Genomic DNA, 25,839 nt, shown 5'->3' on the forward strand with positions numbered 1-25,839 from the left:
CACCCATTATCCTTATCGTGCACTAACAACTTTGTTCATCTCGTTAACCAATATTTGGTAGTCTTCAGTAAACTTACGTGTGATCGTCGTGAGCGCTGAACCCAGCTCCGTCATCGTTCGGTTAAGCTCCTGTTCTAGTGCTTGATCTATTGCCCTTGTTTGTTTTAAGACAGACTCCTCAGTGCTATTGATGGTTGTTTGAGCAAAGTTTTTGATCTGAGCTTCTGATTCTTTATAGCCACTCATCATCTGGGCAATGGCTGTTTCAAACGTTTGTAATTGCGCTTGCTGACTGCCTTGCAATTGATGAATAAAGCCATAGAAATCCTCACGAATTTGCGTAACCGAATCAATCAAGGTTGTTTTGATGGCTTCTGACTCTCTAGTGAGGTGATCTGATGTTGTTTGCAACGCACCATTAACACGGGATGAGCTGTCATCAAATTCCGTTGCTGTTTTGATAATGGCATTCGAGAGGTTAGCGGCGCTTTCATTAATGCCTTCGACCAATTGCGATGAAGCCTGTTGGACGGCTGTGATGGTTTCATCAATACGTTGTTGTATTTGTGGCACCGCTTGCACTGCTTTGTCACGCATATCAGTAAAGACTTGCAAATGATTGTTTAAACCGTCGATTTGATGCTGGTTAATGTCCAAGACTGATTTGAGTTTTTCCATGACAACAGGTATCTGTGCCGTTTGATGACTGATGTTTGCCACAGACGTTTCTGTTTGGGTGATTGCCTGAACACCTTGTGCGTATTGTTCAGTCATGTGTTCTAATTGATGACGATAATTCTCTTGCCACTGTACTAAAGCACCAACAGCAGCATTGAGCTGTTTGAAGTTTTCACCAAACTGCTCTGTTAGGTTGTGATTGAAATCAACAATGACTTGCTTAAGTGCTGTTATTACCTGTTCTGTTGCCGACTTAGACAGAGCTTCCGATACTTTAGCCATTTCAAGCCATAACTGTGCTGCAAAGGCACTTTGTTGTTGCATCAGTTCTTGTATTAATTCTTTCATTTTAATGTGAATTTTAAGATGAACTTGGTTCTGTTGATTCACTGTGTCGTTTAGTATTTGTAAGGCATTGATGATTTGTTTACGTTGATCAGCAGCATCACTTCGGTGTAATTTTAAGATGTTGACTAGGCTTGAGTCAGTATTTTCATCACCGATGGATTTGACGATCTGCGCCAAATGTTGATTTTGCACCGTTAAAATGCCTTCGATCGAGTTGTCGCTTTGAGCTAAGCCATCACTGTTTTCTGATGCTTGCTCTTGGTTGAGTAAGAAACTCTCAAATGCTTTAAAGGTAATCGACAAAAAAACACCAATAATACTGGTAAAGAAAGCTGTTTGTAGACCCCATAGCAGATTCGTAATGGAGTTATTCATTTTTTCGGGTGTTGGATCAAATGCCAATAGGCCAATGACAATGCCAGCAAAGGTTCCTAAGATACCTAGTGACGATAATAAGGTTGGGACGTAATCAGTAAAAACTGGTTTTCTTCCGCGCAATCTCAATATCAGTGCAACAATGAAAACAGACAAAATTACCCAAAAGAAAATATCCGTAGTTGTTGATGCAAATTCAGGAGTTGGGTCAATTATTTCTTTTAATTTTTCAATAATCATGAGTTTAATCGAATCAATTGGGTTATATTGGGTTGATAGGGAGCAAATCGAGTATTGTGGTATCTAGCCGTCTTACTGAAAAGCCTGTAATAGACCAGAAAAATTTTTATTAATCTTAAAATAAGAAAATGTCTATTAATGTCGTATAGTCTTACGCATAGCTAAAAAGGTGGATTTATTTTCTTCTAATATGCCCGTAAATTGCGCAAATTTTAACTCAATACTTGAGTTTACTGCTGTGATCATGCTCACATTATTCCCCAATAAAAATTGAATAGGTTTGACAAAGGTGCTGTTGTCTTTGTCTCGTAGCAGCATACGCCGGATGTGCTGGAGCCAAAGGTTCTGTCGTAAGCGACGCGTGCGTTCTATGAGCACGGTGCAAAGCCGCAGCCCATGAGCCCGCCGTTGGAAGAGACGAAGCTGTTTCTGCGCATCATGGGCAAAGGTTTTGACCGTGACGATTTTATCAGCCTGTTGGCGTATATGGGGTTTACTACCCTGTACCGCAAAACGGGCTAGCGGTGGAAAAATCTGCAACTGCCGGAGATTGCCGCGCTGCAAAACCTTGCCGCATGGCTATTGGTCACCGATGGTGAACAGGTGGAAATCGTCAGGATACAACCTGTGTAAGCGTCAAGTCCTACTAGATACTTTCAGTTCAACTGACTTTCCAGTGAGGCGAGTCGCTGCTCCAACTCGGCTACGCGTGCTTCCAATGCGGCATAAGCATCGTGCCGGGGCGCGGAGGTGTTACTGCTTGCATTACTGCCGGGGGATTCTTCCTGTAATGCTTCCAGCTTTTCGGTGCTGAGTGTGTGGAAATAACGATCTTCACGTCGGCCAGCACTCGCCGGTAAACGCATCACGAGTGGTTTGTCAGCTGCTAGCCATGTATCCAGAATCTCACGAATTTCGTCAATACTCGCAAAGTCTGCCATGCGCTCGGTACGTGTTTTGATTTCGTTCAAGGTTTGTGGGCGGCGTAGTAATAGTACGCAAAGAATGGCTTGCTGTTTGCGATTGAGCTTCAGGCGACGTTCCACTTGGTGCGCGACCCGCTGGGCGCGTTCGCTGTACTGGATGGCAGTCCAGCCACCTTCGACGAGCACTTTGGCGGTATGCCCAACGACGCCTTCGGTCAAGCTCATGACAGGTTCACGGCTACTTTTCTGGTTACAGGCATTGGCTAAGGCGTTAAAGGTGAGGGGGTAGCTGGCGGGAGTGGTGAGTTGCTTTTCCATTAGGCAACCAAGGATGCGGAGTTCTTCGGTACTGAAGGGTGGTCTGGGTTGTTCATCGTCAAACATGGTGAAGCCTTTTATGGTTGTGTTTAAGTCGGTTGTGGTTCCCAGCGTGAGAGGTCGGCATGAGGATCTGTTTCCCAACGTGCTGGTGGTGGAACATGCAGATTGTCTTGTAACAGGGTGTAGTAGGCATGGCGGGAAATATTTTCCGAACCCATGCTGATCAAATGCGGGTTTTCGATTTGACAGTCAATGACAGCAAATCCCCAATGCTGTAGGTGCCATGCTAGCGCTACCATCGCGATTTTAGAGGTATCCGGTTCACGGCTGAACATGGATTCGCCACTGAAAACGCCGCCGGTTGCCACACCGTATAAACCGCCGACCAGTTCGCCTGCTGGGTTCCACACTTCTACAGAGTGTGCAATGTCATGTGCGTGCAACATACAATAGGCTGTGTGCATTTCATGGGTAATCCACGTTTCCGCTGTGTAAGCGCGTGGCGCAGCACAGGCATCCACCACTTCAGCGAAGCGGGTGTCAAAGGTGATGCGGTAGCCTTTATTACGTAACGATTTTCGTAAACTGCGGGTGATGCGGATGCGCTCGGGAAATAGGACGGTACGTGGGTCAGGCGACCACCAGTAAATGGGTTCGCGGGGGCCAAACCATGGGAAAATGCCAGAACGGTAGGCATTCTTCAGGCGGGCGATGCTTAAATCGCCGCCTACCGCTAGCAAGCCATTGGGTTCTTCCCACGCAATTTCCACGGGAGGGAAGGGTTCTTCCGACCACGTGGGGTTGAGTAGTGTCAAACTAAGGGATCGTGGTAACACACCGTTCCTTTATTGAGTTTTGGCCAGTTGATCTAGGTATTTTTCAGCGTCCAGAGCCGCCATGCAACCTGTTCCGGCAGAGGTAATCGCTTGACGGTAAACATGATCCATTACGTCACCTGCTGCAAATACCCCTTCAATACTGGTTTGAGTGGCATTGCCTTCTGTGCCGCTGTTGACTTTTATATAGCCACCTTTCATGTCCAGTTGTCCATCAAAGATACCTGTGTTCGGCTTATGACCAATGGCAACGAAAATACCGTGGACATTCATATCTTGTGTTTCGCCCGTTTGGGTGTTCTTGATGCGCATCCCGGTGACACCGGTTTTGTCACCCAAGACTTCTTCCAGCGTATTGTTCCACATCAGTTTGACCTTGCCTTCCTCGGCTTTTTCAAACAAATGCTTTTGCAGGATTTTTTCGGAACGCAATTCATCACGGCGATGCACCAGAATCACTTCGGAGGCGATATTGGCGAGGTAAAGCGCTTCTTCTACTGCCGTATTACCACCACCAATGACGGCAACTTTTTGATTTCTATAGAAGAATCCATCACAAGTGGCGCAGGCTGATACACCTTTGCCTTTGAACTTTTCTTCAGACTCTAAACCCAAGTACATAGCTGATGCACCTGTGGCTATAATGAGCGCATCGCAGGTATATTGACCACTGTCACCATTTAGCGTAAATGGGCGGTTTTTCAGGTCTACACTATTTATGTGATCAAAAATGATTTCGGTGTCGAAACGTTCGGCATGTTTTTGCATCCGTTCCATGAGTTGTGGTCCCATGACGCCGGTATCATCACCTGGCCAGTTGTCTACTTCGGTGGTCGTCATCAACTGTCCACCTTGTTGCATACCTGTGACAAGAACAGGGTTTAGGTTTGCACGAGCAGCGTAAACAGCAGCGGTATAGCCCGCAGGGCCTGAACCGAGAATGAGTAAACGGCAATGTTTGGTCGTGTTCATGTATAATTCTCCATTTTACGGGGCGGATACTTTCCCGTTTATTCCGAATCGGGTAATGCTATGTGACATGTCGTGCCGGGTAAAGTAGTAATCGGAAAAACAATCCCTATAATAATGGGATCAAACAGACAGGGATATTGGTTTGGCTAAGGTTATTCTCAATCAGAAAAAACGTTTAGGCTTGCAACAGGCAAGTGTCATCATTTTTATGGGTATTGCTGCGGTCATCCTACTGGCGCTGCTTTCCTATCATTCAACCGATCCAGGGCCATTTCGTGATAATGGTACACACTTGGGTGCTTGTAAAAATCTGGCAGGGTGTAAGGGTGCTTGGTTAGCAGATTTCTTACTGGGATTGCTGGGTTATCTGGCGTATGCCTTGCCGGTGGTATTGGTCGTTATGGGATTAACGGCATTCCGTATCGGCCCCCATATGAAAAACCCGAACAATCCGGTCGGTGGTATCAATGACATCATCACCAGTGTCGGTGCTTTATTTACCCTGTTATCGGGGGCAGGTTTGGCTCACTTGTTATTTGTGCCATTCCCAGAGGGTATTGGCGGCGGAATGCTCGGACAAGTCGTCGCACGATTGTTTACGGGCACATTCTTGGGCTTTTTTGGGTCAATTTTGTTTTTGCTGTCATTGTTTTTGGGCAGTATTACGGTGGTAGCGGATATTTCTTGGGCGCAAGTAACGGAGAAAGTCGGTGATTGGATGCTGCAAGCATTCAATAAGCTGCAAGGCATTGAAATGCCTGAAGTGCCTACAGGCAGTGTTAGCGGTGGTATATTTGGGCGTTTCTCTGACGCGATGGGGCGTAGCAAAGGCTATTTGCAAGGCAGTGCTGGGGCGTTGGATAAAGCCAGTAATTGGATGAATCGTACCGTTGGTGGTGTGGGCGATGTGTTCGGTGGTAAACGTGGCGAACCAGAGTTCGAGGGCGTTGATGTCACTGAGTTACGTGCATCCAGACCCCCTGAGTCACCCTTAGGAACACCAGACTTTGAAGCATTACTGCGAGGCAAGCAGGTTGCTCCTGAGCCTGAGCCTGCTGTAGCTGAGCAGAGTGATACGCATCCCAAGGCCGCTGAAGTCGATAATGTCCAACGTAAGGTTGAACCCCTTCCGGCTGATCTTCAGGTTCCACCGATGCGGAAAGGCAAAACCAAAGGCATATCTAGTTTGCCACCGATGAGCTTACTCAATTTACCACCACGAGAGCGCGTTACGCAGTCGAAGGAACGCTTGGATGAGTTGGCGGATAAATTAGTCGAAGCGTTAGGGCATTACGGCGTGCGTGATGTCAAAGTCGTGGCACGTGACCCTGGCCCAGTCATTACCCGTTTTGAGCTGGAATTGCCGGACGGTACGAAGGCTTCCAAGATTTCTGGTCTGGCCTCTGATCTGGCGCGGAACATGTGCGTTTCCAGTGTGCGTGTGGTGGAAGTGATTCCGGGGCGGCCAACGATTGGCGTTGAAGTGCCGAATGATAACCGTGATGTGGTGTTTATGAGCGAAATGCTGGCATCACAGGTTTACAAGAAAAACCATTCACCGTTGACACTGGCACTGGGTAAGGACATCGCTGGACAGCCGATTGTGGCAGATCTTGGGCGTATGCCGCATTTGCTGGTCGCCGGTACGACAGGTTCGGGAAAATCGGTGTTCATCAACGCAGTGCTGATGAGCTTGCTGTACAAAGCCACGCCGGAAGACGTGCGCATGATCATGATCGACCCGAAAATGCTGGAATTAAGCAGCTACGAAGATATTCCGCATCTGCTAGCGCCGGTTGTGACTGACATGAAGCACGCAGCCAATGCGTTGCGCTGGTGCGTGGCTGAAATGGAGCGGCGCTATCTGTTGATGTCCAAGCTCAAGGTGCGCAACATCGCCGGTTTCAATGAAAAAATCCGTGAAGCGCAAGAACGAGGTGAAGTAATCCTCGACCCCTTGTTTGACCCGCTGACCAGTGTGGATGGCCATCCGCAGCCATTGAAGCCATTACCTTACATCGTGGTGATCGTGGATGAATTCGCCGACATGATGATGGTGGTCGGCAAAAAGGTGGAAGAGCTGATTGCGCGTCTTGCACAAAAGGCGCGGGCTTCTGGCATTCACTTGATTTTGGCGACACAGCGGCCTTCGGTGGATGTCATCACGGGTTTGATCAAGGCCAATATCCCGACGCGAATTGCCTTCCAGGTTTCCACCAAGATAGACTCGCGCACCATTCTGGATCAGGGCGGGGCGGATCAATTGCTGGGTTACGGTGATATGTTGTACATGCCGCCGGGTACGTCGTTGCCGCAACGGGTACACGGTGCACTGGTGACCGACCGCGAAGTGGAAGATGTTGCCAATTACCTCAAGCTGCAAGGGGAACCGGACTACATCCTTGATGTCTTAGCTGATACAACGTCTGCGTCCGATGCCATACCCGGCTTGGAGCCGCTGGCGGAACGGGAAGGCGAATCAGACCCGCTGTATGACGAAGCAGTGGCAGTGGTTATCGAATCCCGACGTGCGTCGATCTCTTATCTGCAACGCCGCCTCAAAGTGGGCTACAACCGTGCGGCGCGGATGATAGAGGACATGGAAGGCGCAGGTGTGGTCAGCCCGGTGTTGAGCAATGGCTCCCGCGACGTGCTGGTTTCTTCACCTGCAAAGGATTGAAATACATGAGGTTAACGATGAAAATAAGTTTTACCAAAACACTGGCAGCCGTCGTGGCAATGGGCTTGATGAGCACGAGCGCATGGGCAGGGGGACGTGAAAAGCTGGATGAGTTTTTCACCAAAGTAACGACTATGCAGTCAGCCTTTACCCAGCAAGTGGTGGATGACAAAGGTGCCTTGCGCCAATCGTCCAGCGGTAATGTGTTCCTGTCGCGCCCCGGCAAGTTCCGCTGGGAATATGCCGCACCCGATAAACACGAGATCGTGGCCGATGGTAAAAATGTTTGGGTTTACGATGTGGAGCTGGATCAGGTCACGGTCAAACCGATGACTCAAGCGCTTTCCGCCGCGCCTGTTGGGATGTTGACTCAGAAACAGCCCGTCGATAAGCAATTCAACGTGCAGGAAATGGAAGCTGACGGCAGTGCGCTGGAGTGGTTCCGCCTGACACCTAAGAAAAAAGACTCTGATTTCACCAGTATGGATCTGGGCATCAGCGCCACAGGTGTTGAGGAAATGATCCTCGGTGACAAGTTCGGTCAGCAGACTTACATCAAGTTCCAAGGGTTGCGCACGGACATTAATATCGACGCTAGCCGCTTCAATTTCACGCCACCGAAAGGGGCAGACGTGATCGGCAAGGCTTCTTGATCCCACTCGCAGAACGTATGCGCCCGGCGTTGCTCGATGAGTACGCCGGGCAGCTTCACCTGCTCGCTGTCGGCAAACCGCTGCGGCGAGCCATCGAAGAATCCCGCCCACACTCGATGCTCTTCTGGGGGCCACCCGGAACCGGCAAAACCACTTTGGCGCGTTTGATTACCCATTACTGGGAAGCTGAATTCCTTACCTTGTCGGCAGTATTGGCGGGGGTAAAGGAAATCCGTGCGGCGGTGGAGGTGGCGCGTCAAAATCGCGATCAGTTTGGCAGTAAAACCGTGCTGTTCGTGGATGAAGTCCACCGCTTCAACAAGGCGCAGCAGGATGCTTTCTTGCCGCATATCGAAGACGGCACGCTGCTGTTTATTGGTGCGACCACCGAAAATCCTTCCTTTGAACTGAATAACGCGCTGTTGTCGCGGGTGCGTACCTACGTGCTGCGGGCGCTGGCGGTGGATGACATTACGGCAGTGTTGCAACGTGCTTTGCAGGACACGGTGAAGGGGCTGGGGGATTTGCACGTACAAGCCAGTGAGGGTGTGTTGGAAGCGCTGGCGGCGGCGGCCGATGGTGATGCACGGCGGGCGCTGAACTGGCTGGAAATTGCGGCGGATTTGGCGGAAGACACTTCGGCAGGTTTGCAGATTACCGATGCCACGGTGAAGGAAGTGGTGGCGGAATCGTTGCGGCGTTTCGATAAGGGTGGCGACCTGTTTTACGAGCAGATTTCAGCCTTGCACAAGTCGGTGCGCGGCACTGACCCGGATGCGGCTTTGTATTGGCTGTGTCGGATGCTGGATGGTGGTTGTGACCCGCTGTACATTGCGCGGCGCGTGGTGCGTATGGCGAGTGAGGATATTGGCAATGCTGATCCACGTGGCTTGCAACTGGCGCTGAATGCGTGGGATGCGTTTGAACGGTTGGGTAGCCCGGAAGGCGAGCTGATGATTGCGCAGGCGGTGGTGTATCTGGCGTGTGCGCCCAAGAGCAATGCGGTGTATACGGCGTACAAGCTGGCGCGGGCGGATGCGCAGCAGTCGGGTTCGCTGGATGTGCCGATGCACTTGCGTAATGCCCCAACCAAGCTGATGAAGGCGCTGGATTACGGCAAGGGTTATCGCTACGCACATGATGAGAAAGATGCGGTTGCCGTGGGGGAAAATTATTTCCCGGATGCGCTGAAGGGGCGACGCTATTACGAGCCGGTCGAGCGCGGGTTGGAGATTAAGATTCGGGAGAAGCTGCGGGCGTTTCGTCAAAGATAATCCACCCTTGATGAGCTAGATCATTTGAGTTGTCTGGATACTGGAACATCATGTTGTTGTTAAAGTAGTCATCCCCAAGATTTTGGCGGCTTCATTCAAATGCTTGTCAAAGCAGGCAAACACCAACGGTTGCGGCATAATTTGCAGGCTAATCGCCTCCGCTGCCGCCAAATGGATGCTGTCGTAACCACGCAAGCCAAACTGATCCGCCAGATTGCCCGCCCGTTTGACCAGCATTTCAGTCGGCAAAATCACATTCAGCGTTTGCCAATCGTTGTCGATAATGGGCAACAGTTGGGCTTTTTGGGCGGCATCCAGACGTTGCATACGCTGTGCTTTTGCCAAGGCTGCGCGTAATTCGGCGTAGGTAATCAGGTGGGTGCAAGTCTGTTCCGCTTGTTCAACTGCTGCATGGACGGCTTCTGAACCGTCTTCTTCCACATACAGTTTCAGCCATGCGGAAGTGTCGAGATAGAGTAGGGGAATGTTCATGCACGGTCTTCCAACAACAAATCACTCAACGACACGCCTGCGGTTAAGCGGATACGCTGTGCGGCAGGCAACCCCAGTTTTTTGCCAGCTTGCCCGCGCCGTACCCACGCTAATTTATCCAGCGGTTGTGAAGCGCGAAGTTGCAAATTGGGTGCTAGGCGCGTCAAACGTGCTACCGGATTGCCGTGGGTGGTGACGATGATTTCTTCACCTGCTTGGGCGTATTTCAGGTATTCAGAAAAGCGGTTTTTGAGTTCGCGGACAGCAACGTGCATAACGGTTATCTCATTTGTGGCTACATTTTAAAATTGTAGCCACAAGTAGGGGTGTTTACAAGTGCGGAGAATCGCTGTAATTCAGACTGATTTGCGGTAAGGTCGTTCGACGATTATGGGAGCAAGTTGCAGTTTGTGGCGAATTTACTGCCTCCGGTGTTTGCCAAGGATACGGGCATAGCCGCTTTCCCTGTTCCCGTTGGTAGGGTTTATCACAGCGGACGTTCAGATGTATCCACTGAAGCCGATTCGCTATTGTTTGAAAGTAGTGCTGAGGCATTATTGAAACGGCGCAAAGTATGAACCCATTCCCCCATTGATTCCCTCAAAGCTCGGCAATATAGGACAAAGTTTCGGGATGCCGTTGCACCAAACGCAATAGTGTCACTGCCTGACCATTCGGGGCAGTGCGTCCTTGCTCCCAGCTCTCAAGCGTTCGGGCAGAGGTGTGTAAGTGACGAGCGAATACGCCTCGTGACATATTGAACATTTCCCGAATCGTCAAAATTTCCTGTGGTTTAATTTCAGGCACAGCTACACGTTGCATAACATGAGTGCGCAAGGTGAGTTTACCTTCTGAATGTTGCTTGGCTTCGACCAAAGCGGTGCTTAATTCTTCAAACAAGTTACGCTTGCTCATTACGCCATACCTCCACGAATGTTTTGAGTTGATGTTTCTGGTCAGCCGTCAGGTCAGACATTTCATTTTTGGCATAGATGGTCAGCAGATAGAAACGCTGGAAACGGTCGTAGTAGTAATAAATGACCCGCGCCCCGCCGCGTTTTCCCCGACCTTGGATACCGACCCGTACTTTTCTCAAGCCACCAGTGCCTTGAATGACATCACCCACCAGCGGATTTTCCAGCAAATCGTTCTGGAATTGCTGAAACTCATCGTCTGGCAAGTACGCCGAACGATGCTTTTCAAAAATGGTTGACTCGACGAAGACAGCTTTCATGCGAAAAGTGTACGTAAGTCACGTATATCTGGCAATCTATTTTTCGTTTGCGGTCATCGGGTGCATACCATCATTTTGTTTTTGTGTGGGCGGTGGGGTAATCTGTGAAATATCTAACGATTGACGGACAACAAGCCATGACCACTCTTGCAGTTGATTTGCCAGCAGAAGTTTTTTCCGCGCTGAAGCGTTCGCCACCGGAATTTCTCAAACAAATGCGCCTTGCTGCGGCTATTCATTGGTATGCGGCAGGTAAGGTGTCGCAGGAAAAAGCCGCCTTGATCGCAGGGCTTGACCGGGTGGATTTTCTGGCGGCATTGGCGGCAGAACAGGTGGAAGTGTTCGCCGTGGATATGGATAGCCTCAAGCGGGAACTGGAGCATGGTTAACAAAAAACAGACGCACCCAGTATTGATTTACAGGAGATGCCATCATGTCGATAGCTGAATTATTACCATCTGTAGCCTTACTGCCCCACGCGGATAAATTTCGTTTGGTACAGTTGTTGCTGGAGCAATTGGCGAAAGAAGAGGGGGTTGTTTTGCACGATCCCGCCGCTACCGCCTCCCCCATTCCCGTGGGTAGGGTGTATCGCAGTGGACGTTCTGACGTATCCGCCAAAGCCCGTTCATTACTCTTGTCTGGACACACATTCACCACTTGCATCTAACGAATGAATGTAGTCTGACCCCATTCATTTGGGATTTTTATGAGTTGAATATATCTAACCATTTTTTCCTTCTTTTGATGCTTTGTTTATCAGCACGCAAAAAATAGAAGAAATCTTCGTAGTGTGGAATTACCATCTCCTTGTGCTGTGTTTCCTCGTCATGGGTTTTATGTGCCATTGATTCAAGTAAGAAGTGGATTGGTTGCAATATTTCAATCAGTCGCCAGATGATTAAAGGAGTACTTTTCTGGACGACATACTGACGATATAAACAATCAAACACCGTCATTGGATGATCATGTTCATCGAGATGAGGAGTGAAGTCGTTACGAATTCCTTTTCTATCTATCCGATAAATTAAGTTCAGGGCGGATCGTTCCCGTATTTGGTGTGATGTGTACTCTTCGTAGATGTCATTTTCTACCTCTAACCACTTGTCTAGTGGGCTTCTTTCCTGTTTTGCTTCACACACTTCATTCAAGTTGAAGTACCGACTACCAACACCGTATTCTGTGAAGAAATCAATCAATGCTTCATCGTTTTGTGTCCTAGACGGTGTTGCAGCATTTGGATGAAGATAGATAGGTAATAGTTTCAATGACTCAGTGTAAAGTGTTCTGATGTCGTGTCCGAAGTCTTTCTTTAACTGTTTGATGGTTGGTGTCTGATAGTTATTCGTTAGCATATAGTGGGTAACAACTGCTAGTTTCAGAATTCGTTCCATGCCAATGGATATATGGAAAAAAGCTGAGTAAAAATAACCGTCTTTGTCCTGAAAAAAGTTTGCTTTTAATAGCAAATCAAAACCAGATAAAAGTGTGTTTTTGGCAAGATGTGCTTCTTGAGCAAGTAAAGAAAACTTTTTGTCAAAACCAATTTGTTTCATTTGGCATCCTAATGAAAAATTGTAAATTGAACAGCATTACTGTTATTGGCGGCAATTTCGCCTAGTTAAGCCCCAATCTCTCCCATCAACTTAACCACCCACTCCTCCCGTTCCTCCACGGTCGGGAGTTCGATCTCAAACCTTAACTTATCCTGCCCATCCAGCTTAAACACCCAAGGGCGTTTCTGAATCAGCGTAATCACCTTCATCGGGTCAATATTCGGCTTGTCGTCGAAGATAATCCGCCCGCCCTTGACGTGCATATCCAGCTTGCGGATGCCCAGTTCCTGCGCCAGCAGCTTGACCCGCGTGACGCTGAACAGCGTCTTGGTCGGCTCTGGCAGCAGCCCGAAGCGGTCGATCATTTCCACCCGCAATTCGTCCAGTGCCGCCTGCGATTCCGCGCTGGCAATGCGTTTGTAGAGGATCAGCCGCGCATGGACATCCGGCAAATAAGCGTCCGGGATCAGCGCAGGCGCACCCAATTCCACCGTGGTGCGGCGGCTGGTGGCGCTCAATTCCGGCACTTTGCCCGATTTCAACGCCTTCACCGCCCGTTCCAGCAAGTCGTTGTAGAGGTTGAAACCGATTTCCTGAATCTGCCCGCTTTGCCCTTCGCCGAGCAATTCGCCCGCGCCGCGAATCTCCAGATCGTGCGTCGCCAGCGTGAAACCAACCCCCAGTTCTTCCAGCGATTCAATCGCCTCCAGCCGCTTGACCGCATCCGGCGTGAGCGCGGATTTCGGCGGCGCAATCAGGTAGGCATAAGCGCGGTGGTGCGAACGCCCGACCCGCCCGCGCAACTGGTGCAATTGCGCCAGCCCCAGCTTGTCGGCACGGTTGATCAGAATCGTGTTGGCAGTCGGCACGTCGATGCCGCTTTCAATGATGGTGGTGGCAATCAGAATCTGGAAGCGCTGGTGGTAAAAATCGCTCATGATGCTTTCCAACTCATTCGCCCGCATCTGCCCGTGAGCATGGCGCACCGTCACACCGGGTAACATCGCGCTCAGTTCCGCCTCCACGTTGGCAATGGTTTTGACCTCATTGTGCAGCACGTACACCTGCCCGCCGCGTGACAATTCCCGCGCACACGCCTCCTGAATGATGGTCTTGTTCCACTCGCACACAAAGGTTTTGATGGCGTGGCGTTGCGTCGGCGGGGTGGCAATGATCGACAAATCGCGCAAGCCCGACAGCGACATATTCAGCGTGCGCGGAATCGGCGTGGCAGTCATGGTCAGCATATCGACATTGGCACGCAGCTTTTTCATCTGCTCTTTGTCGCGCACCCCGAAGCGGTGTTCTTCGTCGATGATCACCAGCCCCAGTTGCTTGAAATGCACGTCGTCCTGCAACAGCTTGTGCGTGCCGATCACAATGTCGATCTTGCCGGACGCGAGCGCCGCCAGTGCCGTATTGGTTTCCTTGCCCGTCTTGAAGCGCGACAACGATTCGATATTGAACGGCCAATCCGCAAAACGGTCGCGGAAATTGTTCAAATGCTGCTGGGTCAGCAAGGTCGTCGGCGCAATCATCGCCACCTGCTTGCCCGCATTCGCCGCCACGAAGGCTGCCCGCATCGCTACTTCGGTCTTGCCGAAACCCACGTCGCCGCACACCACGCGATCCATCGGCTGCGGCGCTCGCATGTCCTTGATCACGTTTTCAATCGCTAGCGCCTGATCCGGCGTTTCTTCAAACGGGAACGCGCCCGCAAACAGGCGGTAATCGTTGTCGTCAAACGGGAAGCTATGCCCCTGCTGCGCGGCACGGCGGGCGTGGATGTCGAGCAATTCCGCCGCCACATCCCGCGCCTTTTCCGCTGCTTTTTGGCGTGCTTTGTCCCACTGCTCATTGCCGAGGCGGTGCAGCGGCGCGTGTTCCGGGTCAGCCCCGGTGTAACGGCTGACCAGATGCAGCGCGGCAACGGGCACGTACAATTTGTCGTGGTTGGCGTATTCGATCAGCAAATATTCCGCCGTCACTCCGCCTGCCGTGACTGTTTCCAGCCCCAGATAACGCCCAACCCCGTGTTCCTCATGAACGACAGGTGCGCCTTCGTTGAGGTCGGTCAGGTTACGAATAATCGCATCGGCATCGCGGGTGGCTTTGCGGCGACGGCGTTGCTGCTGGATTTGCACCCCGTGCAGCAGGTTTTCGGGGATGACAGCAATCTTCGCATCGGGTAGCCAGAAACCGTTTTCCAGCGGCGCGACTGTAACTGCCATTTCGGCTTTGCTACCGAGGAAATCCTGCCAGGTTTCCAGCGTTTTGACCACGATACCGTTGTCTTTCAGCAGCGTGAGGAAGGCTTCGCGCCGCCCAGCGGATTCGGCGGTGAATAGCACCCGGCCTTTCAGGTCTTTGATGAAATTGAGCAGCAGGAACAGCGGTTGTTCCTGACGGGCGTGGATCAGCAGCGAGGGCAGGGCGGCAATGGGGTAGTTCAGTCCTTCGGCTTCGTGCTTGAAGCGCTGCGCTTCAACTCGAGGGTAATCCATCAAATAATTCCCCAGCATCGCCGCCGTCAAAAACAGCTTTTCCGGCGCCAGCAAGGGGCGTTCAATATCATGCCGCCGTTGTTCATAGCGGTCTTCGAGCGATTTCCAGAAGCGGCTGATGGCAGTATCAACCCCTTCGGTTAGCACCAACAGGGTTTTCTTCGGCAGGTAATCGAACAGCGTGGCGGTATGCTCAAAGAACAGCGGCAGGTAATACTCGATCCCGGCGGAAGGCTTGCCCTGACTCACGCCTTCATAAATGCGGCTGCGGGTCAAATCGCCCTCAATCTGCGCTCGGTAGCTCTGGCGGAAGGTGCGGATTCCGGCTTCATCCAGCGGGAATTCGCGGGCAGGTAGCAGTTCAATGCTGTCTACCTTCTCTTCGGTGAGCTGGGTTTCCGGGTTGAAGGTGCGGATCGAGTCGATTTCGTCGTCAAACAAGTCAAGGCGGTAAGGTGTGTTGCTACCCATTGGGAACAAATCCACCAACGAGCCACGGGTGGCGTATTCGCCGTGTTCCATCACCTGGCTGACGTTGCGGTAGCCTGCTTCTTCGAGTTGCTTGCGCAATTTGTCGATGTCGAGCGGTGAACCTTTGCGCACTACAAAGGTGTGGCCATGCACGTAACCGGGTGGCGCCAGCCGGTGCAGCAAGGTGCTGGCAGGCACGATGAGGATGCCGCGTTTGAGATTTTGCAGCGTCGCCAGCGTTTTCAGGCGCTCGGAAATAATGTCTTCGTGCGGTGAAAATACGTCGTAGGGTAGAGTTTCCCAGTCAGGGAAAATGTGACTGGGTATGTCTGGAGCGAAGAATTGCAGCGCGGATTCGGCTTGATAAGCGGCATGTACATCCGGGACGATCAGTAGTAACAGGCCATCAAACCCTTGGGCAGACTGGGCAATCAGCCATTCGTGGGAGCAACCGTACAACTGCCCCCAGCGGATGTGTCCATTGGGGGCGGGAGGAAGATGAGGCTTGAGCAATGCAGGCATGAATCCGAGCTTGTGTTCTGGAAAGCCCGCATTCTACTGGATGGCGACTTGTTTGTCCTGAGCCTGTGTGCCGTTAGGGGCGGTTTTCAGACGGCGTTCCAACTCAGCACGTTCACTATCGTTCAGTCGTTCCAAAACGTAATCACGGTTGGCAATCGCCCCTTCATGTCCTTGGTTAGCGGCCAGTGAAAGCCAGTAAGCGGCTGATGGCAGGTCTTTCGCCATGCCAACACCATGCGCCATGTAGGTGCCAAGGTTGAATTGGGCGATGGCATTTCCGGCTTCGGCGGCACGTTTGAACCATTGATTAGCTTCGTTATTATCAGCTTTTACGCCTTGTCCGTTGGTATACATAATGGCTAGGCCAAGTTGTGCGTCAGTGTAATCTTGTTCTGCTGCTTGGCGGTACCAGTACAGTGCCATTGCATCATCTTTGGGTAGGTCAGCACCCTGCTCATACATAAAACCTACCGTGTATTGTGCGGCGGGATTGCCACCTTCAGCAGCTTTGCGGATCCAGCTAATGCCTGTCTCATCATTCCGTTCAAGACCTGCACCCAGTAGGTATTTAACGCCGAGATTATATTGTGCACCGGCTTCGCCTTGTTCAGCGGCTACTCGATACCAGCGGATGGCTTCGACGAGGTTTTTGGGTGAGCCTCGGCCTTGTTCGTACATTAATCCTAGATTGAATGCTGCTGCTGGATCGCCCTGTTCTGCTGCTTTTTGAAACCAGTAAGCGGCTTGTTGCAGATTTTGAGGTATTTGAATGCCTTGTAAGTAAGTGACACCTAGGTCAAATTGAGCATTCCTGTGCCCATTTTGGGCGGATTGGGTATACCAATAAATGGCTTTTACTGGATCTGCTTGTTTATCTTTGGCGAAACTATGCAGTAGTGCGAGGTTATACTGCGCTTCGGCATCTTGCTGCTTGGCCGCTTGCTCGAGCCAGTAACGACCCTTGTCGGTGTCTTTGATTATGCGTAAGTAAAGTAAGCCGAGGTTGTATTGAGAGTCTAAATGGTCTTGTTTTGCCGCTTGTTCATAAAAACTGACTGCTTTAGCGTTATCTTGCTTTACATAAGTCCCATTTTCATAAAGATTAGCAAGTTCAAATAAAGCGGGAGCGTAACCTTGTGCTGCAGCACGTTGTAGCCAGCTTAAACCTGCTTGAAGATCATCTGCTGTGCCATTATTGACGAGTAGCTTCTTGGCATTCGCAAATTGAACGGTTGCATCGAATTCATTATTTTTTGTTAAAATAGTCGCGGCTGAGGAAGGTATTGTGCTAGGTTCTGCTTGAGGAATGGGAGTGGCGAATGCTGGCATTGCCAGTATGAGTTGCGCAACAGCCATACCAAGGCGTAACGGTTTTGAAGCCGTGCGGATATGCATAATAGTGAAGCCCCTAGTATAAAAATCAGGAAAAGCATTTATTTTGTTTTGTATAGATTCAGATTATATGTCAAATACGGGAATGTATGAAGTAATCTAAAGCAAGATATACGCACTATGTTCTACCTTTTGTCGGGCAACGTTACAGTAAAATTCGTTACAGTTTTAGTCGGGAGTGCAAATTTTGTCAGGAGAACTGATTGAAATAAAGGGTGAAATGACCTTGCTCAGCGTACTGCGGCTAGCGTCTGCTGATATGGAAGTCATCCGAGAAGGTGTGCAACACAAGCGGGATAGTATGCCGCAATTATTTGCGAATAGTCCCTTAGTCGTGGATTGTAGTCAGTTGGGTGATACTTGTGCTGCGTTAGATATGACAGTGTTGCGTGAAGTTATTCTGGCGCTGGGTTTTATTCCCATTGGTATACGGAATATTACGGATACTTGTGTCGAACAAGCGATACAAGCTGGTTGGGCTGTATTGCGTGCTGGGCGTGCAACCGGTGCGCCAACACGTATCATCGAACCGCTAGTGGAGGGTGAATCCAAGCAGGCCGAACCCTTGCTTAATAGTGTTAAAGTGGTCGACCGTCCCTTGCGTTCTGGCCAACAGGTTTATTTTCCTGAGGGTAGTTTAGTTATTCTGCAACATACTAGTGCCGGATCTGAAATTCTGGCGGGTGGTTCTGTGCATGTCTATGGTTCGTTGCGTGGTAGGGTGCTTGCAGGCATTGGCGGGGATACCAGTGCCCGTATTTTCTGCCAGAAATTAGAAGCTGAGTTGGTGGCGATTGCTGGTCATTATCGTTTGTTGGATGATATTGATACTGACTTGAAAGGCTCGCCTGCTATGGTTTGGCTGGAAGGAGAAAAATTGAGAATTGCTCCAATGTTCTGAACGTTTCTGTATTTCTATGCTAAATAAGGTCTTTGGTATCGGTTAAATATGCCGCGTCAATAATTAAGGAGTATTTTTTTGAGCAGAATAGTTGTCGTTACCTCCGGGAAGGGCGGTGTTGGCAAAACAACCACTAGTGCAGCCTTTGCTACCGGGCTTGCCATGCGCGGTTATAAGACAGCCGTTATTGATTTTGATGTTGGCTTGCGCAATTTGGACCTGATTATGGGGTGCGAACGCCGTGTGGTTTATGATTTCGTTAATGTCATCAATAATGAAGCCTCGTTGAGCCAAGCCTTGATTCGTGATAAGCATGTGGAAAATTTACATGTTTTACCCGCTTCCCAAACCCGTGATAAAGATGCACTAACGCCGGAAGGTGTGGGTAGGGTAATGGATGAATTACATGAGCTCGGCTTTGACTTTGTCGTTTGTGACTCCCCAGCAGGTATCGAGCGTGGTGCGCATATGGCGATGTATTACGCGGATGATGCCATTGTTGTGACCAACCCAGAAGTATCCTCAGTACGTGACTCTGATCGCATTCTTGGCTTGCTGCAAAGTAAAACTTACCGTGCCAAGCAGGGTGAAAGTGTGCGTGAACACTTGCTGATTACGCGCTATTCACCTGCTCGAGTGGCCGCTGGCGAAATGCTGGGCATGGAAGACATTCTGGAAATTCTTGCTGTGCCATTGATCGGGGTGATCCCTGAATCCCAAAGCGTGTTACAAGCATCCAACAGTGGTGCACCTGTGATTCTTGACAAGGTGAGTGATGCTGGGCAGGCATACGATGACTTTGTGCGCCGTTTTCTTGGTGAGACAGTCCCTCATCGCTTCTTAGAAGTGGAAAAGAAGGGTTTCTTCAAAAAGCTGTTTGGGTGATTTATGGGATGGTTTAATTATTTTAAGCAGAGCAACCCCACCAGCGCCAAGGTTGCCAAGGAACGCTTGCAGATTGTTATTGCGCATGAACGTATTGATCGTAATGGGCCAGAATATTTGCCACAGTTACGCCGCGATATTATGGAGGTTATCCGTAAGTACGTCGCGATTACGGAAGATCAGGTCAATGTTCAGTTTGAAAAAGGTTCCGACTATGATGTGCTGGAATTGAATATTGCTTTACCTGAGCGTGAGCACTAAGCCGTGAGCAAAAGGGTGAATAATCACCCCTTGCTTTCTTAGTAGCTTGTATTGGCTTAGCTTGCCGGTTTGTTCTGCGTGTCTTGTTTTTTGATAAAATCACTCAGTTCTTCTGCCGTAATGGCACCCGGCTGCACTGCTAGTAATTTACCTTCTGGGTTATAAACCATGAACGTGGGTGTACCGATGAAACTTTCTTTCGCGGTACTGTAGAGGTATTTGTCAATTTCTGATGGATCGCTGATTAGATTGTTGAATGTTAACCCTTGTTCATCAATGAATTTCTTAGCATTAGCCTTGCCTTCTTTACCATCTAGCGAGATGCCAATCACATCCACATCAGGATTACTCATCTCAAAATCGACCGTGTGGTGGATGCTAGCGCGACACATACGGCAATCAGATGCCCAGACCTCCATCACCGTCCACTTACCTTTACCGACTAAATTATCGAAGGTAACGGGTGTGTCTTGCATATCACTTAGGGCATTTGCAGGTGCGGTCAATAGCACCCCTTGTATGAAAAGTGCGATAATCAGCATTCGTTTACTGGATAACATGAATATAATTCCTCGAAAATAGACCATTACTAGGTTTGGATTTACATAATCGCTGATTGTATGGATGCTTCTGATGTCGACAAGTTCTTTTTTACCGATAAAGTGTTTTCTTTTTGATCTGGATGGAACGTTGCTGGATACAGCCCCCGATCTATTGGCTGCTTTGAATGCGGTGTTGTTACATGAAGGGCGTGCGCCTTATACGTTGGAACAAGCTCGCCATACCGTTTCACACGGGAGTATCGGCATGTTGGAGTTGGCTTTTGGCTCCCATCAAACCGAAGCGGAAATGGCAGCGCGGCGTGAGGTCTTCTTGGCCTATTACCAAGCTAATATCAGCCGCTATTCTCGCCTGTTTGATGCTATACCGGATGTGTTGGCTACTTTGGAGGCTGCCAATATTCCTTGGGGAATTGTGACGAATAAGCCAGAATACCTAACATTCCCTTTGCTGCAAGCCCTGAATTTACATTCGCGTCCCCGTAGTATTATTGGGGGTGATACCCTTGCCGTTGCCAAGCCGCACCCTGAGCCCTTATTGTTGGCTGCTGCACAATGTGGCATTGCGCCAGAACAGTGTTTGTATGTCGGTGATGCTGAACGTGACATCGTTGCTGGGCGTGATGCAGGCATGAAAACGCTGATTGCCGAATGGGGCTATTTAAATCCTAACAATGAACACCATCATTGGCCTGCGGATGGCATGATATCCAATCCTGCTGATATGCTTCTTTGGCTAAATTGATGGATAATTCGGACGTTATGCCTCGCCATTCGTCCGGGAAGGATACTAAAACTGATGCTGAAACCAATTAAAACTCGCTACTATCTGACGCTGCTGCAAATGTTGGTGGTGCTGTTTTTGCTCGGCTTTGTGGTGCTCATGAATAAAGAGCATGTCGCGCAATTTTTCTATGCAACCCAAGCAGGGCAGTTGGGGTTAGTGCTCAATGGGATCATTCTGCTGATTTTTCTGATTGGGTTAGTCCGCATGATCTTGATGTTCCTCAGCTTTACGCGCGAGCAAGACATGTTGCAGCGTTTTATAAAGCGGGTAGCAGAGAGTGCTCCCAATCCCGTCTATGGGTTAGCCAATGCCGCCATGATTGTAGACCGCTACCACGCCGTGCAAACCATTGCCCGTCAGCACGCGGACGTGAATCAGGCAGCTTTGGCGTCGACCTTGGCAGCGGGCATGTCGACTCAGTTTACCCTTGTCCGCTTTGTGCATAACATTCTGATTTTGTCGGGTGTCTTTGGAACGGTAGTCTCATTGTCGATTGCGCTGATGGGGGCTGCCGGGTTACTGGATTCGCCCGAGAACATGCAACAGATGGGGACGATTATCGGGGGTATGTCCAATGCGCTCAGTACGACGATTACTGCTATTGTCTGCTACGTGTTTTTTGCGTACTTCCACCTGCGTTTGCAGGATGCCCGCACTCAGTTGCTGGTCAATATTGAAAATGTCACCACGCTTTACATCATGCCGCGCTTCCAGCACGCTGAAAACAGCCTGATGCATGACGTGGCTGTATTGGCGGCGGAATTGCGCCGTTCGGCAGAAGCCATTCACCTGATTCAGGATCGTTTTTTGCACGCGGGCGAACGTTTGCAATTGGCGGCGGATGATCTACAAGTTGCGGTGAGTCAAAGTGGCGATAATATCAAGGTGATTCGTGACTCGATCCGCGAAGGTTTCCGTCTTGACGAACAACCGAAGGGGTAGGGCATGAGTGACGGGCATTTTTCTTTCGCCTCTCTGATCAGTTCGCGGGATGAATACGAGGAGAGTTTCTGGCCTTCGTTTACCGACATCATGATGGTCATCACCATGATTTTCCTGATCGTGACGGTAGCGGTCGTGCTGACCAATACGCGCTTGCTGGATAATTTGCGCCACAGCGTGTTGGCGGAACAAGTGGCACAGCAGGAAGCCCAGCAGTCGGCGGTCGATGCGCAACGTGCCGCTCAGGAAGCACAGCGTGCCGCGCAAGAAGCCCAGAAAGCCAACCAACAAGCCGAATTTCAGCTCAAAGCCAATGCCACGCTGGAAGAACAACTCGACTACCTGCAACAGCGCACCGCTTCGCTGGAAATGGAATTACTGCGCAGCCGTGCCACGACTGAAGAAGCCCGCGCCACCAGTACCAGCAAGGATGCGGAACTTGCCCGTTTACAGGCACTTTCCAGCACACAGGCGGACACCCTGGGTTTGCGTGACAAGGCCATTCAGGAATTGCAAATCACCTTGGAGAGCAAGGAAACTGACATGGCAGGCTTGCGCACCAAAGTGGATGAAAGCGAGAAAAAACTGCTGAGTATGCAAGGCGAATACACCGAACTCGACCAGAAATACCAGAAACTGCTCAAACCGGCGCGTTCGACCAAGGGTAAACAAGTGGTCGAAGTGGTGTATAGCAAATCCGGTTACAGCATCCGCAAACCGGGTGATGCTTCTTCACGTAGCGTCACACGGGCAGCATTGGAAAGTGAGTTAGGGGCGCTTAAAGCCCAGCACAGCACGGAGTTGTACGTGAAAGTCATTATCCCCAACAACAGCGGCTTGTCTTACAACGAAGCATGGCGTTTTACCAGCGACATGCTGAACAAGTACGATTATTACGCTGCGCCTTAACGCTGGCGCTGACGACCTGCTTCAAACAAGCATACGCCTGTTGCGACCGAGACATTGAGGCTCGATACCTGACCCGCCATCGGAATGGAAATCAGGTAGTCGCAAGCCTCTTCGGTCAGGCGGCGTATGCCTGCACCTTCTGCACCCATCACCAAAGCCATTGGCCCTTTCAGGTCGGCTTGATACAAGGTTTGTTTGGCTTTGTCGCTGGTGCCGGTCAGCCAGATACCGCGACTTTTGAGCGTTTCCAGCGTGCGGGCAAGGTTGGTGACTGGCACAAACGGGATGATTTCCGCTGCACCAGAAGCAACTTTGCGCACGGTTGGGGTAATGCTGGCAGCGTTATCCTTGGGCGCAATCACGGCGTGGACGCCAGCACCTTCGGCAGTACGCAAACACGCCCCTAAGTTGTGTGGGTCAGTCACGCCATCCAGCACCAACAGGAAGGGCTGCTCGGTCATGCCATCGAGCATGTCGTAGAGGTCGTTTTCTGTCCACGCTTTGAGCTTGTAATACTCGGCAACAATGCCTTGGTGGCGGTTGTTACCGGCGAGTTTGTCGAGCTTGTCGTCGTCGGTGAGGAAAACGCGCATCCCGCTTTCTTCCGCCATTTTTTCGAGCTTCTTCAGGCGGTCGTTGCGGCTGCGTTTGTCCAGCCAGATTTGCCCGAGATTTTCGGTATCGTTGCGCAGGGCGCTTTCAACGGCATGTACGCCGCAAATGATGGATTTTGACATTAGGCTTGCGGTTTCTTCTTGCGGGGTTTTTTGGCGGCAGTCTGGCTGCCTGTGGAATCGGGTTCAGCTTTGGGCTTCTTGGCTCTTGGCTTACTGGCGGGTTTGCGGCTTTTGCTGGCAGGTTTTTTACCGCGCGGTTTCTTGCTACTGTCAGCGTCGTCGCTATCCGTTTTGGCGAGTACGAAGTCGATTTTGCGTTCATCCAGATCCACCCGTGCGACGGTGACATTGAGGGTGTCGCCGAGTCGGTAGATGCGCCCGGAATTTTCCCCGGTCAATTGGTGGCGTGCGGCATCAAAGTGGTAGTAATCGCTGGTCAGGGCGGTGATGTGGATCAGACCTTCCACGTAGATGTCTTTGAGTTCGACGAACAGGCCAAAGCCAGTCACGCCTGCGATCACGCCGCTGAAAGTTTCGCCCACGTGTGCCTGCATGTATTCGCATTTGAGCCAGGCGGTGACATCGCGGGTGGCGTCGTCCGCACGGCGTTCGGTCATGGAGCAGTGTTCACCCAGTGCTACCATGTCTTTGTGCGAATATTGGTACTCGCTGACTTTGCCACCACGCACCAGATGACGGATAGCGCGGTGCACCAATAGGTCAGGGTAACGGCGTATCGGTGAAGTAAAGTGGGCGTAATGGGTTTGTGCCAGCCCGAAATGCCCGTCGGAATCAGGGCTGTAAACCGCTTGCGACATGGAGCGCAGCAGTACGGTCTGGATCAGGTGCTTGTCCGGGCGATCACCGAGGCTGTTGAGCAACTTGGTGTAATCCGCCGGGGTGGGTTCGTCGCCACCGTCGAGCGTCAGGGCTAAACCGGCGAGGAATTGGCGTACATCGGCGAGTTTTTCCGGGCTGGGGCGCTTGTGGGCGCGGTGCAGTGCAGGAATTTTATACTTGCTGAGGTAGGTTGCCGCGCACACGTTGGCGAGGATCATGCATTCTTCGATCAGTTTGTGGGCATCGTTGCGCACGGTGGGAACAATTGCTTCGATTTTGCGTTCGGCATCGAAAACGATGCGGGTTTCGGACGTTTCAAAGTCGATTGCGCCACGGCGGTCACGCGCTTTGCGTAATACGTGGTAAAGGGAATACAGATCGTCGAGGTGTTCGCAAAGTTCTTGCGGGTGTTGGCGACGGGCTTCCATGTCACGGTCAACCACGATTTTCGCCATATCGGTGTAGGTCAGGCGAGCAGCGGAGTGCATGATGCCTTCGACGAATTGGTAGCTGATGAGTTTGCCGCGTGCGCCAATCTGAATGTCGCAAATCATGCACAGGCGATCGACGTGTGGGTTAAGCGAGCACAGGCCGTTGGAAAGGATTTCCGGCAGCATCGGGATGACTTTGCCAGGGAAATACACGGATGTGCCGCGTTCGGTGGCTTCACGTCCGATGGCTGAGTTGGCTTTGACGTAATGCGATACGTCGGCAATCGCAACCAATAAGCGCCAGCCGTTGCCGTCACGTTCGCAGTACACGGCATCGTCGAAGTCTTTGGCATCTTCGCCATCGATGGTGACGAATGGGGTGTCGCGTAGGTCTTCGCGATTTTTATCGGCTTTGTCAGCTTCAGGGACTTCGTAGCCGAAACGGTCGGCTTCTTCGTGGATTTCGGCTGACCATTCGTGGGGAAGCTGGTGGCTGCGGATGGCTACGTCGATTTCCATGCCGGGAGCCATGTGGTCGCCGAGCACTTCGACAATTTTGCCGGTGGGTTGGGCACGCTTGGAGGGCTGTTCAACAATCGCGGCGACTACGATTTGGCCGGGTTGGGCGTTACCTGCGGCATCAGCGGGGATGAGGATGTCTTGGCTGATACGGGAGTTGTCGGGGGTGACGAAGCCGATATTGCCTTCGATGAAATAGCGCCCGACGACTTGGGTGGTGCCGCGTTCTAGTACTTCTACGACAGCGCCTTCACGTCGGCCTTTGGGGTCGAGGCCGCGCACGCTGCATAGGGCGCGATCGCCATGCATCAAGCCATGCATTTGTTTGGCGTGCAGGAAGAGGTCGGGTGTGCCGTCATCCGGTTTGAGGAAGCCGAATCCGTCCGGGTGGCCGATGACGCGCCCGGCAATCAGGTCGGTGCGTTCGATAGGGACGTATTGGCGGCGGCGGTTGTATAGCAGTTGCCCATCACGCTCCATTGCCCGCAGGCGTTTTTTCAGGGCGTCAATGTCACGTTCGTCGTGCAGGTGCAGGGCTTCAGTGATGGCAACAAAGTCTAGCGGATGGCCGTTCTCCTCCAACAACTGCAAGATAACCTCGCGGCTGGGGATGGGGTTTTCATACTTTTCGGCTTCGCGCTGACTATGGGGGTCGTTAAACTTCAAATTGTGTCCTTGTGTGATTTGTGTTTTCGTATGGGTGCAGTGTACCA

General features: G+C 50.9%; 27 protein-coding genes. 13 read left to right on the forward strand and 14 right to left on the reverse strand.

The genetic code is table 11. The features are described 5' to 3' along the window. Positions 1–12: 12 nt before the first annotated feature. Complete coding sequence (locus Q394_RS0101590) at positions 13–1,641, reverse strand: hypothetical protein (RefSeq protein ID WP_028487740.1); 1,629 nt, start codon at positions 1,639–1,641, stop codon at positions 13–15. A 396-nt stretch (positions 1,642–2,037) separates the two neighbouring features. Here Q394_RS0101590 and Q394_RS22960 point away from each other — a divergent pair, with 396 nt between their 5' ends. Beyond that, the gene (locus Q394_RS22960) at positions 2,038–2,163 is read left to right on the forward strand and encodes a hypothetical protein (RefSeq protein ID WP_281169625.1); all 126 of its coding nucleotides are present in this window, start codon (positions 2,038–2,040) and stop codon (positions 2,161–2,163) included. 134 nt (positions 2,164–2,297) lie between these two features. On the opposite strand, the gene Q394_RS0101600 is transcribed toward Q394_RS22960, so the two are convergent. The 3 genes from Q394_RS0101600 to trxB are packed head-to-tail and all read right to left on the reverse strand — an operon-like array spanning position 2,298 to position 4,696. Next, positions 2,298–2,951 carry a YceH family protein gene (locus tag Q394_RS0101600; protein WP_028487741.1) on the reverse strand — a complete coding sequence of 218 codons (654 nt, stop codon included), beginning with the start codon at positions 2,949–2,951 and terminating at the stop codon, positions 2,298–2,300. A 23-nt stretch (positions 2,952–2,974) separates the two neighbouring features. Continuing rightward, entirely contained in the window at positions 2,975–3,703 is a 729-nt protein-coding gene (gene aat, locus Q394_RS0101605) for a leucyl/phenylalanyl-tRNA--protein transferase (RefSeq protein WP_245606712.1), read from the reverse strand. Between the two features lie 30 nt (positions 3,704–3,733). Then, a complete protein-coding gene (gene trxB / locus Q394_RS0101610; protein ID WP_028487743.1) occupies positions 3,734–4,696 on the reverse strand; it encodes a thioredoxin-disulfide reductase in 963 nt (320 codons plus the stop codon). Positions 4,697–4,838: 142 nt separating this feature from the next. Between trxB and Q394_RS0101615 the strand changes: the two genes are divergently transcribed. The 3 genes from Q394_RS0101615 to Q394_RS18685 are packed head-to-tail and all read left to right on the forward strand — an operon-like array spanning position 4,839 to position 9,303. After that, positions 4,839–7,376, forward strand: coding sequence for an FtsK/SpoIIIE family DNA translocase (locus Q394_RS0101615; protein WP_028487744.1), 2,538 nt, complete (start codon positions 4,839–4,841; stop codon positions 7,374–7,376). A 17-nt stretch (positions 7,377–7,393) separates the two neighbouring features. Beyond that, positions 7,394–8,029, forward strand: coding sequence for an outer membrane lipoprotein periplasmic chaperone LolA (lolA, locus tag Q394_RS0101620; RefSeq protein ID WP_028487745.1), 636 nt, complete (start codon positions 7,394–7,396; stop codon positions 8,027–8,029). A 17-nt stretch (positions 8,030–8,046) separates the two neighbouring features. After that, a complete protein-coding gene (locus Q394_RS18685; RefSeq protein WP_038140134.1) occupies positions 8,047–9,303 on the forward strand; it encodes a replication-associated recombination protein A in 1,257 nt (418 codons plus the stop codon). Between the two features lie 48 nt (positions 9,304–9,351). Here the strand turns inward: Q394_RS18685 and Q394_RS0101630 are convergent, their stop codons facing one another. Further along, positions 9,352–9,795 (reverse strand): type II toxin-antitoxin system VapC family toxin, encoded by a 444-nt coding sequence (locus Q394_RS0101630; RefSeq protein WP_028487746.1) that lies wholly within the window; start codon positions 9,793–9,795, stop codon positions 9,352–9,354. Then, on the reverse strand, positions 9,792–10,070 hold the full coding sequence (locus Q394_RS18690) for a type II toxin-antitoxin system Phd/YefM family antitoxin (protein ID WP_038140137.1): 279 nt from the start codon (positions 10,068–10,070) through the stop codon (positions 9,792–9,794). The genes Q394_RS0101630 and Q394_RS18690 overlap by 4 nt, the downstream gene beginning before the upstream one ends. A 135-nt stretch (positions 10,071–10,205) precedes the next feature. Between Q394_RS18690 and Q394_RS22225 the strand changes: the two genes are divergently transcribed. Continuing rightward, positions 10,206–10,373: a hypothetical protein gene (locus tag Q394_RS22225; RefSeq protein ID WP_156946714.1), complete on the forward strand. Its 168-nt coding sequence runs from the start codon at positions 10,206–10,208 to the stop codon at positions 10,371–10,373. Between the two features lie 22 nt (positions 10,374–10,395). Here the strand turns inward: Q394_RS22225 and Q394_RS0101640 are convergent, their stop codons facing one another. Next, positions 10,396–10,710, reverse strand: coding sequence for a helix-turn-helix domain-containing protein (locus Q394_RS0101640; RefSeq protein WP_028487747.1), 315 nt, complete (start codon positions 10,708–10,710; stop codon positions 10,396–10,398). Then, the gene (locus Q394_RS0101645) at positions 10,697–11,029 is read right to left on the reverse strand and encodes a type II toxin-antitoxin system RelE/ParE family toxin (protein WP_028487748.1); all 333 of its coding nucleotides are present in this window, start codon (positions 11,027–11,029) and stop codon (positions 10,697–10,699) included. Before Q394_RS0101645 ends, Q394_RS0101640 begins: the two co-directional genes overlap by 14 nt. 104 nt (positions 11,030–11,133) lie before the next feature. On the opposite strand from Q394_RS0101645, the gene Q394_RS0101650 reads away from it, so the two are divergent. Together Q394_RS0101650 and Q394_RS18695 are read left to right on the forward strand one after the other, a co-directional pair. After that, positions 11,134–11,418, forward strand: coding sequence for a UPF0175 family protein (locus Q394_RS0101650; RefSeq protein ID WP_245606713.1), 285 nt, complete (start codon positions 11,134–11,136; stop codon positions 11,416–11,418). A 44-nt stretch (positions 11,419–11,462) separates the two neighbouring features. Next, positions 11,463–11,699 (forward strand): hypothetical protein, encoded by a 237-nt coding sequence (locus tag Q394_RS18695; protein ID WP_038140138.1) that lies wholly within the window; start codon positions 11,463–11,465, stop codon positions 11,697–11,699. A gap of 37 nt (positions 11,700–11,736) precedes the next feature. On the opposite strand, the gene Q394_RS0101660 is transcribed toward Q394_RS18695, so the two are convergent. The 3 genes from Q394_RS0101660 to Q394_RS18700 form a co-directional block, all read right to left on the reverse strand. After that, positions 11,737–12,585 carry a hypothetical protein gene (locus Q394_RS0101660; RefSeq protein ID WP_028487750.1) on the reverse strand — a complete coding sequence of 283 codons (849 nt, stop codon included), beginning with the start codon at positions 12,583–12,585 and terminating at the stop codon, positions 11,737–11,739. A gap of 65 nt (positions 12,586–12,650) precedes the next feature. Then, entirely contained in the window at positions 12,651–16,082 is a 3,432-nt protein-coding gene (gene mfd, locus Q394_RS0101665; protein WP_028487751.1) for a transcription-repair coupling factor, read from the reverse strand. Positions 16,083–16,115: 33 nt separating this feature from the next. Then, positions 16,116–17,477 carry an SEL1-like repeat protein gene (locus Q394_RS18700; RefSeq protein ID WP_051542598.1) on the reverse strand — a complete coding sequence of 454 codons (1,362 nt, stop codon included), beginning with the start codon at positions 17,475–17,477 and terminating at the stop codon, positions 16,116–16,118. Positions 17,478–17,652: 175 nt separating this feature from the next. Between Q394_RS18700 and minC the strand changes: the two genes are divergently transcribed. The 3 genes from minC (at position 17,653) to minE (ending at position 19,521) form a co-directional block, all read left to right on the forward strand. Further along, positions 17,653–18,375, forward strand: coding sequence for a septum site-determining protein MinC (gene minC / locus Q394_RS0101675; RefSeq protein ID WP_038140143.1), 723 nt, complete (start codon positions 17,653–17,655; stop codon positions 18,373–18,375). A 78-nt stretch (positions 18,376–18,453) separates the two neighbouring features. Further along, a complete protein-coding gene (minD, locus tag Q394_RS0101680; RefSeq protein ID WP_028487753.1) occupies positions 18,454–19,260 on the forward strand; it encodes a septum site-determining protein MinD in 807 nt (268 codons plus the stop codon). Positions 19,261–19,263: 3 nt separating this feature from the next. Further along, positions 19,264–19,521: a cell division topological specificity factor MinE gene (minE, locus tag Q394_RS0101685; RefSeq protein WP_028487754.1), complete on the forward strand. Its 258-nt coding sequence runs from the start codon at positions 19,264–19,266 to the stop codon at positions 19,519–19,521. 56 nt (positions 19,522–19,577) lie between these two features. Here the strand turns inward: minE and Q394_RS0101690 are convergent, their stop codons facing one another. Further along, the gene (locus tag Q394_RS0101690) at positions 19,578–20,081 is read right to left on the reverse strand and encodes a TlpA family protein disulfide reductase (RefSeq protein WP_028487755.1); all 504 of its coding nucleotides are present in this window, start codon (positions 20,079–20,081) and stop codon (positions 19,578–19,580) included. 73 nt (positions 20,082–20,154) lie between these two features. Here Q394_RS0101690 and gph point away from each other — a divergent pair, with 73 nt between their 5' ends. Genes gph through Q394_RS0101705 form a run of 3 tightly spaced genes read left to right on the forward strand, consistent with a single transcriptional unit; the run spans position 20,155 to position 22,719 of the window. Then, the gene (gene gph / locus Q394_RS0101695; protein ID WP_038140144.1) at positions 20,155–20,826 is read left to right on the forward strand and encodes a phosphoglycolate phosphatase; all 672 of its coding nucleotides are present in this window, start codon (positions 20,155–20,157) and stop codon (positions 20,824–20,826) included. A 54-nt stretch (positions 20,827–20,880) separates the two neighbouring features. Further along, positions 20,881–21,810 (forward strand): hypothetical protein, encoded by a 930-nt coding sequence (locus tag Q394_RS0101700; protein ID WP_028487757.1) that lies wholly within the window; start codon positions 20,881–20,883, stop codon positions 21,808–21,810. Positions 21,811–21,813: 3 nt separating this feature from the next. Further along, a complete protein-coding gene (locus tag Q394_RS0101705; RefSeq protein WP_028487758.1) occupies positions 21,814–22,719 on the forward strand; it encodes a hypothetical protein in 906 nt (301 codons plus the stop codon). Here Q394_RS0101705 and rlmB read toward each other — a convergent pair. Beyond that, on the reverse strand, positions 22,716–23,456 hold the full coding sequence (rlmB, locus tag Q394_RS0101710) for a 23S rRNA (guanosine(2251)-2'-O)-methyltransferase RlmB (protein WP_028487759.1): 741 nt from the start codon (positions 23,454–23,456) through the stop codon (positions 22,716–22,718). The genes Q394_RS0101705 and rlmB overlap by 4 nt on opposite strands. Beyond that, positions 23,456–25,792, reverse strand: a complete 2,337-nt coding sequence (gene rnr, locus Q394_RS18705) for a ribonuclease R (RefSeq protein WP_084260321.1) — start codon at positions 25,790–25,792, stop codon at positions 23,456–23,458. Before rnr ends, rlmB begins: the two co-directional genes overlap by 1 nt. Positions 25,793–25,839 lie beyond the last annotated feature (47 nt).

This window comes from Thiothrix lacustris DSM 21227, from assembly GCF_000621325.1.
Classification (GTDB): Bacteria; Pseudomonadota; Gammaproteobacteria; order Thiotrichales; family Thiotrichaceae; genus Thiothrix; species Thiothrix lacustris.

Bases quoted from the DNA above. Each gene is read 5' to 3' on its own strand.
- Q394_RS0101660 (WP_028487750.1), bottom strand. From the start codon at position 12,585: ATGAAACAAATTGGTTTTGACAAAAAGTTTTCTTTACTTGCTCAAGAA.
- rlmB (WP_028487759.1), bottom strand. From the start codon at position 23,456: ATGTCAAAATCCATCATTTGCGGCGTACATGCCGTTGAAAGCGCCCTG.
- Q394_RS18695 (WP_038140138.1), top strand. From the start codon at position 11,463: ATGTCGATAGCTGAATTATTACCATCTGTAGCCTTACTGCCCCACGCG.
- Q394_RS0101640 (WP_028487747.1), bottom strand. From the start codon at position 10,710: ATGAGCAAGCGTAACTTGTTTGAAGAATTAAGCACCGCTTTGGTCGAA.
- Q394_RS0101700 (WP_028487757.1), top strand. From the start codon at position 20,881: ATGCTGAAACCAATTAAAACTCGCTACTATCTGACGCTGCTGCAAATG.
- Q394_RS0101630 (WP_028487746.1), bottom strand. From the start codon at position 9,795: ATGAACATTCCCCTACTCTATCTCGACACTTCCGCATGGCTGAAACTG.
- lolA (WP_028487745.1), top strand. From the start codon at position 7,394: ATGAAAATAAGTTTTACCAAAACACTGGCAGCCGTCGTGGCAATGGGC.
- Q394_RS0101600 (WP_028487741.1), bottom strand. From the start codon at position 2,951: ATGTTTGACGATGAACAACCCAGACCACCCTTCAGTACCGAAGAACTC.
- mfd (WP_028487751.1), bottom strand. From the start codon at position 16,082: ATGCCTGCATTGCTCAAGCCTCATCTTCCTCCCGCCCCCAATGGACAC.
- Q394_RS0101590 (WP_028487740.1), bottom strand. From the start codon at position 1,641: ATGATTATTGAAAAATTAAAAGAAATAATTGACCCAACTCCTGAATTT.
- Q394_RS22960 (WP_281169625.1), top strand. From the start codon at position 2,038: ATGAGCCCGCCGTTGGAAGAGACGAAGCTGTTTCTGCGCATCATGGGC.
- trxB (WP_028487743.1), bottom strand. From the start codon at position 4,696: ATGAACACGACCAAACATTGCCGTTTACTCATTCTCGGTTCAGGCCCT.
- Q394_RS0101705 (WP_028487758.1), top strand. From the start codon at position 21,814: ATGAGTGACGGGCATTTTTCTTTCGCCTCTCTGATCAGTTCGCGGGAT.
- Q394_RS18690 (WP_038140137.1), bottom strand. From the start codon at position 10,070: ATGCACGTTGCTGTCCGCGAACTCAAAAACCGCTTTTCTGAATACCTG.
- Q394_RS18700 (WP_051542598.1), bottom strand. From the start codon at position 17,477: ATGCATATCCGCACGGCTTCAAAACCGTTACGCCTTGGTATGGCTGTT.
- Q394_RS0101690 (WP_028487755.1), bottom strand. From the start codon at position 20,081: ATGTTATCCAGTAAACGAATGCTGATTATCGCACTTTTCATACAAGGG.
- Q394_RS18685 (WP_038140134.1), top strand. From the start codon at position 8,047: ATGCGCCCGGCGTTGCTCGATGAGTACGCCGGGCAGCTTCACCTGCTC.
- minE (WP_028487754.1), top strand. From the start codon at position 19,264: ATGGGATGGTTTAATTATTTTAAGCAGAGCAACCCCACCAGCGCCAAG.
- Q394_RS0101645 (WP_028487748.1), bottom strand. From the start codon at position 11,029: ATGAAAGCTGTCTTCGTCGAGTCAACCATTTTTGAAAAGCATCGTTCG.
- gph (WP_038140144.1), top strand. From the start codon at position 20,155: ATGTCGACAAGTTCTTTTTTACCGATAAAGTGTTTTCTTTTTGATCTG.